The organism is uncultured Pseudokineococcus sp. (assembly GCF_947495735.1).
Taxonomy (GTDB): Bacteria; Actinomycetota; Actinomycetes; order Actinomycetales; family Quadrisphaeraceae; genus Pseudokineococcus.
Genome location: NZ_CANMAA010000004.1, coordinates 270,042 through 283,718 on the forward strand (window position 1 = coordinate 270,042; position 13,677 = coordinate 283,718).

The 13,677-nt window shown below is 70.8% G+C and carries 6 protein-coding genes and 3 tRNA genes; 4 read left to right on the forward strand and 5 right to left on the reverse strand.

The features are described from left to right. The first annotated feature begins 168 nt into the window (after positions 1-168). The 4 genes from Q0848_RS08550 to Q0848_RS08565 all read left to right on the forward strand — a co-directional run bounded on the left by Q0848_RS08550 (position 169) and on the right by Q0848_RS08565 (position 5,090). A tRNA-Gly gene (locus Q0848_RS08550) sits at positions 169-240 on the forward strand. A 27-nt stretch (positions 241-267) separates the two neighbouring features. Continuing rightward, a tRNA-Cys gene (locus Q0848_RS08555) sits at positions 268-338 on the forward strand. A gap of 43 nt (positions 339-381) precedes the next feature. Next, a tRNA-Val gene (locus Q0848_RS08560) sits at positions 382-456 on the forward strand. A gap of 359 nt (positions 457-815) precedes the next feature. Beyond that, positions 816-5,090 carry an FtsK/SpoIIIE domain-containing protein gene (locus Q0848_RS08565; protein WP_299036676.1) on the forward strand — a complete coding sequence of 1,425 codons (4,275 nt, stop codon included), beginning with the start codon at positions 816-818 and terminating at the stop codon, positions 5,088-5,090. Between the two features lie 140 nt (positions 5,091-5,230). On the opposite strand, the gene Q0848_RS08570 is transcribed toward Q0848_RS08565, so the two are convergent. The 5 genes from Q0848_RS08570 to Q0848_RS08590 all read right to left on the reverse strand — a co-directional run bounded on the left by Q0848_RS08570 (position 5,231) and on the right by Q0848_RS08590 (position 13,282). Beyond that, complete coding sequence (locus Q0848_RS08570) at positions 5,231-9,805, reverse strand: DUF6531 domain-containing protein (RefSeq protein ID WP_299036677.1); 4,575 nt, start codon at positions 9,803-9,805, stop codon at positions 5,231-5,233. A 68-nt stretch (positions 9,806-9,873) separates the two neighbouring features. Next, entirely contained in the window at positions 9,874-10,173 is a 300-nt protein-coding gene (locus Q0848_RS08575) for a WXG100 family type VII secretion target (protein WP_299036678.1), read from the reverse strand. Between the two features lie 41 nt (positions 10,174-10,214). Further along, entirely contained in the window at positions 10,215-10,823 is a 609-nt protein-coding gene (locus Q0848_RS08580; RefSeq protein WP_299036679.1) for a hypothetical protein, read from the reverse strand. Continuing rightward, positions 10,820-11,197, reverse strand: a complete 378-nt coding sequence (locus Q0848_RS08585) for a hypothetical protein (RefSeq protein WP_299036680.1) — start codon at positions 11,195-11,197, stop codon at positions 10,820-10,822. The genes Q0848_RS08580 and Q0848_RS08585 overlap by 4 nt, the downstream gene beginning before the upstream one ends. 108 nt (positions 11,198-11,305) lie before the next feature. Continuing rightward, positions 11,306-13,282 carry a serine/threonine-protein kinase gene (locus Q0848_RS08590; protein ID WP_299036681.1) on the reverse strand — a complete coding sequence of 659 codons (1,977 nt, stop codon included), beginning with the start codon at positions 13,280-13,282 and terminating at the stop codon, positions 11,306-11,308. Positions 13,283-13,677: the final 395 nt, after the last annotated feature.

Below are 13,677 nucleotides of genomic sequence, written 5' to 3' on the forward strand. Positions count from 1 at the left end.
CACCAGGCCGCGGGCGGGCTCGGCGCGGCGTCGCGAGAGCCGCCCGGGACGGCCTCCGGCGCGGGGGCGGAGGACGCCGCGGGGGGCGGGTTGGACGAGTCGTTCACCACTCGTCTAGAGTTCACGACGCACGCCGACGAGATCCCCCGGGGGTCACGGAGGCAGCGTGCGGATGTGGCTCAGTGGTAGAGCATCACCTTGCCAAGGTGAGGGTCGCGGGTTCGAATCCCGTCATCCGCTCGGAGATCGTGCTCCGGCGCGACTCACGGTGGAGTGGCCGAGTGGCTAGGCAGCGGCCTGCAAAGCCGTCCACACGGGTTCGAATCCCGTCTCCACCTCGGCACGCCGCGGGGGACGACATCGGGCCCCTCGTGTGCACCCGGGCGATTGGCGCAGCGGTAGCGCGCTTCCCTGACACGGAAGAGGTCACTGGTTCGATCCCAGTATCGCCCACCACCACGAACGGCCCCGGTCCTCGACCGGGGCCGTTCGTCGTCTGGGCGGGCACGTGACCTACCCGTCGTCACCCGCCGGGAGCCACCAGCAACGGCTGAGGCCTGGCTAGACCTCGGACAGCGTCCATGCACCGCGTCAACGACGACCACGCCTGGACCACCTGCGCCGTCGACCAGCCGCCACGGGATCCAAGTGCAGCCGCACGGCGCGGACATCTCGTCGAAGGTCGCACGCGCCCGATCCGTCCTCCATAGTCTGCGCGGCGTGACCGGTCCCTCAGGCGCGGCGTCCTGCTGGCATCTGCCACGCCAAGCCCGAGGGGTGGGGGTGGACCCATGATGATGTTGCGCTGCACGGTCGTGGACGCCAGAGCGGCCGCGCTCCACGACGTCGAGGTCTCAGCTGAGCCGGGATCCACCGTCGCCTCCCTGCTGGACGCCCTGCCCCTGGACGTCGCGGGGCGCCGGGCGTACGTCGGCTTCGAGGTCCTCGACCCGGCGCAGACCATCGCCGAGTCGCCGCTGAGCGTGGGCTGCCTCGTGTCGATGGACGTCGCGGTCCCCGGACCGCGCTCCGTCCCCGACGGCGCAGGCGGAGCGCTCCGCGTCCTGTCCGGGCCGGACACCGGGCGCTGGACGTGGCTCCTCACGGACGTCGCCCTCACCGTCGGGCGCGAGCCGGGCGCAGGGCTGGTCCTCACCGACCCGAAGGTGTCGGGTCGGCACGCCGAGGTCGTCGTCGGCCGGGACGAGGCACGAGTGACCGACTGCGGGTCGACGAACGGCACGCGGATCGCCGGTGTCGCACTGCAGGAGCAGATGTCCCTGCCGGACGGCGGCACCGTGGAGGTCGGCGAGTCGGTCCTGCAGTGGCTGCGCCTGGAGCGCGTGGAGCGGGAGTGGCGGCGCAGCCCGGACGGCCGCCTCGAGTTCACCCGCCGCTTCCATCGCGCCGAGGCGCCAGTCGCAGCGAGCGTCGACATGCCCGCGCCGGTCCCGACGAGCACGCGCAACTTCTTGGCGATGGGTGCAGCTCTGGTCGCCCCTCTCGTGCTCGGTGGGGTGATGGCCCTCGCCAACGGGCAGCCCGCCTACCTCTTGATGGCACTGCTCGCCCCGGTCACGGCAGGTCTGGGTTGGGTGGTGGAGCGGCGGACCCGGCGGCAGCAGCAGGTGGGGTTCGAGAAGGAGAAGATCCGTGCGGCGACGGAGATCTCCGCGGCCGTCACCGACCAGGAGCGCGTGCGCCGCCTGAACGACCCGGACGAGGTCACCCTGGGGCTGTACGCCCTCGGCGCCCTGCCCGGCCTGTGGACCAAGGAGCTCAACGGCCCGGACGCCCTGACGATGCGCGTCGGGGTCAGGGACGAGGACGCCCAGGTCGAGCTGCGCGGGGAACGATGGCCCGGTCTCGAGCCGCCACGGCTGCGCTCCGTCCCGGTGACGCTCGACCTGCGTGCCACCGGCGTCGTCGGGGTCGTCGGGGACACCCCGCGCGTGGAGGGTCTGGCCCGCTGGCTGGTCCTGCAGCTGGCCACGCGCCGCTCCCCCGAGGACCTCTCCCTGCACGTGCTCAGCACAGGTGACGGATCGCACCTGCACTGGGTGCGGTGGCTGCCCCACGTCGACGCCGGCCCGGACGGCGACGTCCCCTGCCTCGTCGCGATGACCGACGAGCAGCGTATGGCCCGCGCCGAGGAGCTCGAGCGGCTGGTCCGGAGCCGTCAGCGAGCGCGCCAAGGGACCTCGCAGCACGCGCGAGCCGACAGCGACGTGGTCGTGGTCCTCGACGGTGCCCACGAGCTCCGCCGGCTGAGCGGCATGAGGACCGTCCTCACCGAGGGGCCCGAGGTCGGGGTCTACGCCATCTGCCTCGACGAGACGGACGTCCACGAGTGCCGCGGCACGATCGCGGTGGACGCGCAGGGCCGACTGGACGTGGTGCGCACGCACGACGCCCCGGCCGTCCGGGCCACTGCTGAGTCGACCACCCGCGACGACGCGGAGCGCATCGCCCGCCTTCTCGCTCCCATGCGTGACAGGGCGCACGGGTCGGGCGGGGACACCGCGATCCCCCACCCGGTGCGCTTCCTCGACCTGGTGAAGATCGGATCCCCCGAGCCGACGGACGTCGCGCGGGTCTGGGAAGACCATCCGGGGCCCACCCTGCGCGTGCCGCTCGGGGCGGACGCCTCGGGGACGGTGCACGTCGACCTGGTCGGGCAGGGGCCGCACACGATGCTCGCCGGCACGACCGGAGCCGGCAAGAGCGTCCTGCTGCAAGCGCTGATCGCGTCCCTGCTGCTGCACAACCGACCGGACGAGCTCAACCTGATCCTCGTCGACTTCAAGGGCGGGGCCGCCTTCCTGCCCTTCGAGCGCTGTCCGCACGTGGTCGGCCTCATCCGATCGGCGCAGGACGACCCCGCGACGAGGTTCGACGAAGCCGCCGCTGCGCGTGTCCTCGCGTCCCTGCGCGAGGAGAAGGACCGGCGCACGCGCATCGTGGCGCAGTACGAGGACATCGACACCTACCTGCGCAAGAGGCCGGCAGGCGCCCCGGCGCTCCCCCGTCTGGTCATGGTGTTCGACGAGTTCGCCCGGGTGCTCGACGCCGCCCCCGGCTTCCTGCCCGAGCTCGTCGCGATCGCGGGCGTCGGGCGCTCCTTGGGGATGCATCTGCTCTTCGCGACCCAGGCCCTGAGCGGCAAGCTGACCCCGGAGATGAAGACCAACATCAACCTGCGCATCTCGCTGCGGCAGAACGAGCCCGGGGAGAGCATCGAGGTCCTCGACGTGCCGGACGCGGTGCACATCCCGGGCCGACTGCGCGGGCGCGGTTTGATCCTGTCGCGGGTGGATGAGCTGCCGCAGCCCCGGCCCTTCCAGTCGGGCTACCTCGGCGCGCCGCCTCCCGTGGAGGGAGCGCCGCCGGCGCAGGTCCGCATCGTCGACTGGCCAGCGGTCGGCGATCTGCGACCGGTGGCGAAGGACGAGCGGTCGAACCAGCCCACCGATCAGGACCTGCTGATCGCCGCCGTCGAGCGAGCCGCGAAGAACCTCAACCTGCCGGCGCCCTTGCGACCGCTGCTGCCACCGCTGCCGCCGACCGTCACGCTAGCCCAGCTGACGGAGCTCGCGACGTCGCCGGCTCCTGCAGCCACAGTGCCTTTCGGGCTCGCGGACCACCCGGAGCAGCAGGCTCAGCCGCAGGAGCACGTCCCGCTCACCGGGGACACTCGTGTCCTGATCGCCGGTGGGCCGCAGTCCGGCCGGACGACGGCGGTGCGCACGCTGATCCACGCCGCGGCCGAGCGATTACCCCCTGACCAGCTGCACCTCTACGTCGTCGAGCGCGAGCCGGCGGGCCTGTCGACCTACGCAGAGCTCCCCCACTGCGGCGGGGTCTTCGGGGCCGACGAACCGGACCGGGTGCGCCGGTTCGTGACGTGGCTGTACGAGGAGGTCGAGCGACGCAAGCGAGGGCTCACGGCTGCACGCGGCGAGACGCCGCCGACGCTGCTGGTCCTGATCGACGGCTGGGAGTTGTTCCACGACCCCGCCGACCCCGGTTCTGTGGGGACGTCGGTGGCCGGTCGCCTCGTGCAGGTCATCGAGGGCGGGACGAAGGTCGGGGTGCGTGTCGTCGTCACCAGCGAGCGAGGTCCGCTGACGCGCAAGCCCGGTGACCTGTTCGCCACCAAGGTGGTCCTGAAGTTTCCGCAGGCCAACGTCGTGCGGGACGTGCTGCCGGCTAGCGCGTTCCTACCGCCGCCGTTGCCGGGCCGCGGCGTCGTCGTCGCGGAGGGCGGGTCCGTCCGGCACGTGCAGGTGGCGCAGCCGGGCGAGAGCGTCCAGGCGCTCGTTGAGCGGGTGCGGGGCTCGTCACCGACCCCGGAGCGGGCGCCCCGGCGGTTCCCGTCCCTGCCGTGGCCGCTGCCGCTGGCCGACGTCCCCCGCCCAGACGGGGTCAGCGACGGCTGGGTTCCACTTGGCGTCGGCGGACCCGACTTGGGACCGGTCGGGGTGGACCTGTTCACCGGTCCTCAGGGGCTGCTCGTGTCCGGGCCCGCCAAGTCGGGACGCTCCACCGCCGCGGCGACGACCGCCCTCGCGCTGGCCCAGCGCGGCGTGGGCTGCATCGTTCTGTGCAAGCCGCAGTCGCCGGTGAAGGGGTGGCTGTCCGGGCGGGCAAACGTGATGGTGCTGGAGGGGCCGACCCTGACGGACGAGGTCATCCGCAGTGCCGCCGCCGGCCTGGGCACCGACCGCGTCGTCGTCATCGCTGACGACTGCGAGCAGCTCACCATGGTCGCGACCGAGAAGTCCTACGACGAGCTGCCGACCCTGCTCGCCGAGGCGCTGACACCCGAGCGGTCGGGGCAGATGGGGCTCGTGCTGTGCGGCAACGGCATGCCGCTCCTGGAGAGCACGAAGCGCTCGCTGGCCAGCGTCGCACAGCGGGTCTCGCAGGAGGGAGCGACGCTGTTGCTCACTCCGACGGACCGTGCAACAGCTCGGGAACACCGGCTCGCGCTGGAGGCCGACCAGTACCTGGCCGGTCCTGCTGGCCGGGGCTACCTGTTGAGTGAGCGTAGGCAGCAACTGGTCCAACTGCCCAACCGGACGCCGTAGCGGCGCTAGGGCGCAGGCGAGCGCCGGGGGCCCCTCTCGACCGTCTTCGCGCATCGTCGTGACGCGAACAGGGCGCACCATGACCTCGCATTGCTCACAGTAGCGCCAGGCGAGGGCGCGACTCGAGCGGCGACACCTCCCTAATCACAGAGATCTTCAGGATCGGCCACGAAGAACTGCGCACCCCCGCCAGAGTATCTAAAGTTGTTGGCTACGCGGCCCGAAAGGTAGGTGGCGCCTGAACGAATCCTAAATTGAGCCAACCCGGTCATTGCGTTGTTCGATGGAAGGGCGAGTTCACTACGCGTGGCCGGAAGTGTCGGCGTTAGATATCGGCCACGAGCCGCGGATCCGATTTCGCCCGGACGGACGAGGGTGGACGCTGCCGGGATCCCGTCGACGGAGAAGAATCGGACGCCGTAGGTGTCGGGCCCAGCCACCTCGGTCCTGACGGTCCCGGGTGCGAACGAACCCAAGATCTGCTTTCGATGTACCCGCGGCACCCCCTGGTCGCGCAGGTACTGCGATGCTTGCCGGACCCCTGCGTAAGCACCCGAAAGTGCTTTCGAAGAGTTGCCACAGCCGCCACCTGCGTCACTCTTCGAGCCGGCCATGCCACTCTCTGTGGTCAAGCCCAGCGGGTCACTTAGGATCAGGGGATCAGCAACGTAGGCGTAGAGCGACGGCCCTCCCGCCAGCCGAATAGGGTCCTGACTGATGTACCGCTCGTCCTCCGGGTCGTAGTACCGGAAGCGGTTGTAGTACAAGCCGGTTTCGAGGTCCTCGTATTGCCCCGGGCGACGGAAGGGGCATCGCCAACGGTGACTCAACGAGTCGTCATCCAACTCGGACGTCAAGCCGTCTCGCTTGACGATTGCCGCAACAGGCTCACCGATGTAATCTGTTACGACAGAATCCGTGACGCCAGTGGTCAAGCGAGCCAGCGGGCGGAAACTTCCGGGCTCGAACAGCCAACTTATCGGCGCGTCGGCGCTACCGCGCTCGAGCGGCTCGCGGACAAGGAAGCACGCTAATACGGCCTCTCGTCGCGCGACCGCAGTGTCCGCCGCCCAAAGCCCCGACCCGACTTGCGCGTCTGATTCACCGCGCACCCATTCGTGCAGGGGTACATCCGAGTCCCACACCCAGATGGTGGTCTGACCGCCGAAAGTCTTGCTGGCGCGACGACCTAGGGCGTCGTACGTGAACGTGACCTTCATGCCATCTGGGCGAATGACCTCGGCCAATTGTCCCGTCGCTTCCCACTGGTAGCGCCAAGCCTCTCCGTCCGAGCCGTCCTTGAACAGCAGGTCGCCCTCAGCGTCATATTCGTAACGAATGCGGCGGCCTGCGTCGTCCTCAGACTCCAGCAGTTGCCCCGCCGGCCCGTACACCCGGTCGGTGCGGTACCGGGTCCGGAAGAGGTTCCCCACCGCGTCGGGCATGCGCAGCTCGACTCGGCCATCGGCGTACGTCGCCGACATGAGCTGACCCAGCGCGTCGTGCTCGTACCGGATCGGGCCGGTCAGGGCGTCGACCACGCCGCGGAGCCGGCCGTCGACTTCCCAGTCGTACGTTCGATCCCGCACGACACCGTCCGTCGTCGTCACCTCCTGCCGCTCCGGCCGCCCGAGCCCGTCCCTGTGCCACCGGCTCTGCAAGCCGCCGGGCAGTTCACGAAAAACTTCCTGGCCGAGCGCATCTCGTGTGAACCGTGCCTCGAAGCCATCCGCGGATACGCCCGTGACGTCACCGACCGCGTTCCGCTCAATGGTCTCGTCCAGCCCGAGCGAGCTTTGCACCCGCACCCGGGAGTCGAGCTCGTCGTACTCGCTGTCGATCCAGTGTTCGCCCTGCCACTCCCGGGTGACCCGGCCGAGCACGTCGCGCTCGAACCGCACCGGGACCGTGTCGTTCTCCGCCAGCATCAGCGCTCCGTCGGCGCGGTAGGCGAACCGCTCCCCCGTCCCGTCGCCGTGCTCGACGGCGACGACGCGGTCGCCGTCGTCGTAGCGGTACCGGGTCACCATCCCGGAAGCCCGGCGCATGGACACGACCCGCCCAAGGACGTCTCGCTCATACAGGCGCAGCACCCCGTCGAAGCCGCGCTCGGTCGTCACCTCGCCGGTCGGACCGTGGCCGAACCCGTACACGTAGCCGTGCTCGTTGACGACCCCGGTCAGCTGCTCCTCGGTGTCGTACTCAAACCGGACGGTCGTGCCGGCCTGCTCCCTGGAGGCCAGCCGCCCCATGCCTTGGTAGGTGAACCCGACGTCGTACAGCCGGTCGACGGCGTGCAGGAGGTTGCCCTCACCGTCGTACTCGAACTCCCGGACGTTGCCGTCCGGCTCGTCGACACGCACGACCCGGCCGGCCAGGTCGAACCGCCGGAGCTGGTCGTTGCCCAGCGGATCGGTTGCCGCGACGGGCCAGCCGAGGGCGTTGCGACGCCAGCCGCTCGTCGCCCCATCCGGCGTCGTCACTTCCGAGATCGAGCCCCGCTCGTCGTACGTCAGACCGGTCACGCCGCCCGCGGGGTCAGTGACGCCGGCGAGCTGCCGCCCCGAGTAGTCGAAGGTCCACGTCCGGCCCAGCGGGTCGCGGCGCTCGCGGAGCAGCCCAGTGTCGTCGTAGGACCACGCCCACTCGCCGCCGACCGGGTCCACGGCGGCGATCGGGAGGTCGCGGTCGTCGTACGTCGACTCGACACTCGAGCCGTCGGGACGAATCACCGAGATCTCGTTGCCGCGGGCGTCGTATTCGTGCGTGGTGACGCGGCCGAGCGGATCGACCTCCTCGACGGGCTGCCGGTACTCGAAGCGGGTGCGGCGCTCGCCGCCCAGCGCGTCGATCGTGCGCACCACGACGCCACCCTCGTGCTCGTGCCGAGTGACATGGCCGAGGGAGTCGGTCACCGTCGTGACGCCCGGCTCGTAGACGAGGCGGTGGTCGTAGATGCCGCCGTCACCCCAGGTGTGCAGGCAGCGGGCGCGCTCGTCGGCGCCGTCGTACTCGAAGAAGAACGTGAGCCCGGTGCGGTCGGTCTCACGGACGAGCAGGTGACCGTCGTACTCGTAGCGGACCGCCTGCCCGAGGGCGTCGGTCATCGAGGCGAGGTTGCCGCGCGCGTCGTAGGCGTAGCGGGCGGCGGCGAAGCGCCCACCCGGCAGGTCGGGATGCGGGGCGGTGAGAGCGGTGAGGCGGCCCGCGTCATCGTGCTCCAGCCGCAGGTCTCGACCTCCGCTGTCGATGATCCGCGCGAGGCGGCCCTGTCCGTCATACGAGAGCGCGATCCGGTGGCCGGCGCGGTTCGCGACCGCCCGCAGGACGTGGGTGACCGGCTCGTCGCCGGCGTCCTCGTCCAGCGGGGCGAACCGGTAGGTGAGGCCGTCGGCCCCTGTGAGCAGGTAGCCGGCGTCGTCGCGGGCCACCGTCAGCCGTTCGACGCGCTCGTAGTAGCTGTCCCCCGGGTCGAGCGGGAACAGGTCCACCGCCCGCCCGTCGGGCGTCCGGTAGAGCACCGCGTCAGGAGCGACGTGCAGGGCCGCGTCGAAGGCGTGGTGCCAGCCGCGGCCCAGCGGGCCGGCGTACGTGCTGGTGCTGAACCAGACGCGCTCGAAAGCGAACGGCAGGGGGCCGGGCAGCGCGAAGTCGGTGAGGTCGGTGAAGACCTTGCCGGTCGCGACGTCGACCGGGTGGCCGGTGACCGTGCAGATGCCGCGATGCGCCAGGTTGCGCCCCCGGTCACCGACGTCGTAGCGGTCACTGAGCCGCTTGGCCCGGTCGTGGGCGCGGTCGCTGAACTGCTTGACCGTCTTCGTCTCCTGCAGCCGCTTGACCGATCCGCCGATGGCCCGACCGCCGAAACGGGTGGCGAGCATCAACGCCGCTTCTCCCGCGAGGTCCTTCCACCCGATCTTGCCCTCACGCAGCTGCTTCAGCGTGTCGGCCACACCGACCGCGGCCGTCGCCAGCAGCGCCGCGCCGACGACGAGCGCCAGCGGGCCGCTGACGAACAGCGCCGCCACGGCGAGGACCATCCCGGCGTTCTCGCAGATCCGGACGAAGCCGTCCCAGGTGGTGAAGGACTGCTTGAGGTAGCCGCCGACCTTCTCCCACCACCGGCGGTTGCGCATCCCGCTGTCCTGGAGGGCGCCGTCGATGGCGGCGGCACACGTGCGCTCACCGTCACCGCGAAGGTTCTCCGCCTCCTCCGCCAGGCGTTCCGCGACACTTCGGAGACGTTCCGCCTCCTCGTAGCGGGACAGGGCGGCGCGGAAGGGCTCGGCCTGAACGCCGTAGTCCTCGATCGAGCGCCCGATGACGGGCCAACCGCTGGCCCAGGCGTCCCAGTCGGGGTCGATCGCCTCGAGCTCCCAGCTGGCCTCGCGCCGTGTCCTCTCGGCGGCAGCGCTGTTGTGCTGCGCGGTGCGCCACCTGTCCTGCGCTTGTTCCAGCGTGGTCGCGTAGATCTTGAGGGCTGCGCCGCACCCGCCGTAGCCGCGGCTCAGCTTGTCGAGCTCCTCTGGGAGGTCACCGATGAGCTCCTCCACCTTGGGCGCGAAGGCGCCCTGGAGAGCGAGCTCACCGCCGGTGATGTCGCGCCGCGCCGACCGCAAAGTGGCGGCGGCAGCACCCGCCGCCTCGGCACGGTCGGCCCAGTGCTGAGCGAGCAGGCGGATCCCCGCCGGATCTCCGGGCGTGCCTCGGGCCACGGGCGGTTGCTCCTCTCAGGGCGCGGAAGCGCCGGTGCCCGTGTCCGAGCACCGGCAGCCCCCATCGGTCAGGAGACGCTGCTGCTCAGCGTCGTGTCGAGGTCGTCGTGTCCCTGCGCTGCCTTGTTGAGGAACTCCCTCATGCCGGTCAAGCCGGCGATGGCGTTCTTGGCGCCCTTGTCCCACTGCTCGTAGGAGTCACGGAACTTCCCCGGCGCAGCGCCGCCCTTGAACGAGGTCTGCACCAGCTGGTCGATCATCCGCTTCAGGTCGCCGAGCTGCTTGTCGATGTCGTCGCGCCCCACGTCGAGCTTCCGGGCGCTGTTCCGCAGCTCGGTGCGGTCGACGATGATCGTTGCTTCGGCCATGTCATCTCTCCTTCAGTGTGTGGCTGGGGCGTGGCGTTCGGTCAGTGCGGCGACAGGCCCGGTCGCCAGGCGAGCGTGCTGCTGATCTCGTCGAAGAGACCGAGGAGGGGTTCGGCGAGCGCGGCCTGCGGGCTGGTGAGGACGACGTTCAGAACGGCTTCGCTGTCGGGGACGGGCACGAGCGTCTGCATCGACACGAGCGGGACGGACGGCGGCAGGACCGTCACCCCGCGGACTCGGACAGCGCGGCCGGCCCCGAACTCGAGCAGACGCACCTCGCGCCACTCGAGCGTGGTCTCTGACCGCGACACCGCGGGGATCTGAGCCGCGATGGCCTCGACCGTGTTGAGCCCTGGCTCGGGCATGCCTGCTGTGGTGAAGACCATCAGCGACGCGAGCAGCGCCCGGTCGCCGCCCACGTCGTCCGCCGCGGCCGCGCAGTACACCGCGCCGGCACGCTCGGCCTCGGCGGCGAGATCGCGCAGTCCCCTCAGGATCGCGCAACGGTGCGGCCGGAGCTCAGGCAGCTCGGTAAGCCGGCGGTCGACCAGGCGGGACAGGTCGCCGGTGCGGGTCGCCCGCCACACGTCGAACTCGAACCACGACTCAGGGATCCGCAGGGTGAAGAGCGGCGGGCTGAGGACGGTCATCCTGCTTCCCCCTGACCCGAGGCGACGCTCGATGCCTGCGGCGGCAGAGGTGCTGAGACCGCAAGCGCCTCCTGCGCGACGCCGGGAAGGGAGGCGTTCAGCGCCCCGTCCACCGTGCGGACGCCGTCGCTGAGTCCCTTGAGCATCGACGCGAGGGCATCCGTGGAGCCGACGATGTTCTCCCGGTGCTGCGAGGAGTCGTTCACGAAGTCCCGGAGCGCCGTAGTGATCCTGTCGGAAGCCAAAGCGCTCTCGGACGCGGTGTCTGGTCTCACGGGTTCGTGCAGCTCCTCGAGGACCCGACCGAGTCGGTGCACCGTCCGGTCGACGGCCTCCAGGTTGCAGGCGAAGACGCCCGACTGCGGCTCGGCCACGATCAGCACTCCTCGGGCGTCATGGAGCGCTCCCGTTGGGAGGGCCGGGACTGTGCTGCCGCACGAGCGTCGGGCGTCGCGGAGCCGCGACGGAGGCGTCGGCTGACCTCATGGGCAGTGCGTCCTCGGGCCGCTCATGAACTGGTCACGGCCGTCGGACCCACCCCATTGGATGCATCCGGGGGTTCTCGCCTTCGTGTCGGCGTAGTACTTGAAGTTGCCGGAGTCGACGACAGCCCCGCCGCCGTACGGCTTGAGGTAGGCCGTCATCGGGCTCTCGACTCCCACGTTCGAGACCTTCAGAGTCACGACGCAGTTTTGCTGCGTACTGCCGTTCCACAGCAGGTACACGACACTGCCGGGTAGCGCGTGCTGCTCGCTGATCGTGAAGCCGGAGCCGCACGCCTGGGGCGCGGTGTACTTCTGCTTCGTCTCCGTACTCCGCCGGGCCGCTTCCTGCTGGCGAGCTTGCTCGGCCTGACGGGCGGCCTCCTGGGCGCGGGCCTGCTCGGCTTGGCGGGCGGCCTCCTGCGCGCGGGCCTGATCGGCTTGGCGGGCGGCCTCCTGCGCGCGGGCCTGATCGGCTTGGCGGGCGGCCTCCTGGGCGCGGGCCTGCTCGGCTTGGCGGGCCTGCTCCTGCTGGCGGGCCTGCTCCGCCTGCTTGACTTCATCCTGGCGGCTGGCCTCAGCGCCCCCGTCGCCGCCCGATCCGGCGACGCCGGGAGAGTTCGCCCCGAAAACAGCGCCACCCGCCCCCACGTCACCGGACGCCGCCGCGGCTGCCCCGGCCTCCTCGGAGATCTCGCCGTCCGAGCCCGCAGGACCGGGACCGTCAGCGCTGGCAATTGCTACGTCCGGCAGCACGACCTCTCCGGTCGGAACAGCCAGGGCCGGGTGCGTTTCCACCACCGAAGGGGAAGGGACTGGTTCCAGGGTTGGCATGCCGTCACTACCCGGCTCTTGCGGCGCGACCGTGGGCTCCGAGCTCAGGTCGGCGACGTCTGACGCCGACGCAGCAGCCTCGTCGCCGCCACTCACGACTGGGGATGACTCGTCCCGCAGCTGGGAGTACGCGATGCTTCCGCCGCCTGCCACGAGCGTCGTGGCGGCCAGGACGGCCGCTGCGAGGCGAGCGGGGTGCTTGCCCCAGCGTCGCCGAGCTGACGATGAGCCCGGCCCTGCTGGGAGCTGGATGGCCATCTCGGTCGGCAGTCTGTCCGTCGTCGCGAGCGGGGCCGGCGGCGGCGCGGCGCTGCGCGGCAAGGCTGCCACTCCCTGCGACGTCTGCGCCGCAGCGGTGGCGCGAAGCGCCAGCTCCCCGGCGAGCGGTCGCTGCTTCGGCTCCTTGTCGAGCGTCTGCTCGACAAGGGTCCAGAGGTCGTCAGGCAGCCCGTCCGGACGCACCAACGTTCCCTGCAGGTGCTGCTGGAGGACCGCCGCGACGTGCTCCCCGCGGAACGGACGCCAGCCGGTCAGGCACTCGAAGAAGATGACGCCGAGTGCGTAGACGTCCGATGCCCCCGTCGCGCGTTGACCAGCGGCGACCTCGGGCGCCACGTAGTCCGGGGTGCCGACGAGCCTGGACGCGCGCGTCGTTGTGGGGCCGTCAGCCAGCCGAGCGATGCCGAAGTCTGTCACCATCGCCGCCGGCCCGGCCTGCGACTCCGCGACGAGCACGTTCTCCGGCTTCAGGTCCCGATGCACGAGCCCTTCCGCGTGCGCCGCCGCGACCCCCGCAGCGATCTGAGCGATGAACTGGCACGCTTCAGATGGCGGCAGCGGCCCCCGCTCACGCAGGACCCTCCGCAGATCCGGGCCATCGACCAGGTCGGAGACGAGAGCCAGTCGGTCGTCCTCCTCGACGACGCCGCGGACTCGGACCACGCCCGGCATGTCCCGCCCGACGAGCATCGCAGCCTCGGCGATGAAGCGGGTCCTCACCTCCGCGTCCTCGGCGAGGTCTTCCCGCAAGACCTTGATGGCCACGAGGTCTCCGGACGAGCGTTCCCGAGCTCGCCAGACCCGTCCCGAGGAGCCCCGCCCGACCACGTCCAGGAGCTCGAAGCCACCGAGCAACGAGGTCATACCCCACCTCCAGACGGAACGCGCGCCTTGTCGGACGTTGCACCTTCTGCGGCATCATTCAGGCGAACAGGTGACCCGATGGCGACCGTGACCAAATTGTGACGATGGGGCTACGGCTAGCTCGCGGCACAGCGCTGAGCGCGACCACCCCAGGCTCGTGCGTTCCTCAGGCACGCTCGTGAGCAATGCCCTGCCGGAACAAGGGCGTCGACATGCCGGGCTGCCGCGCGAAGAGGTGGCGGCGCTCGAGACGGCCCCCGATTCCTGTCGGCTCATCTCGAGGGTGGGACCACGCGGCTTCCATGCCTCCCAGCGCGCGCCGTGGGTGGTGTCGAACTCCTCGGATGGGCGGCAGGCCAGTGGATGCCCCTGCAGGACAGAGGTCACTGGCTCGA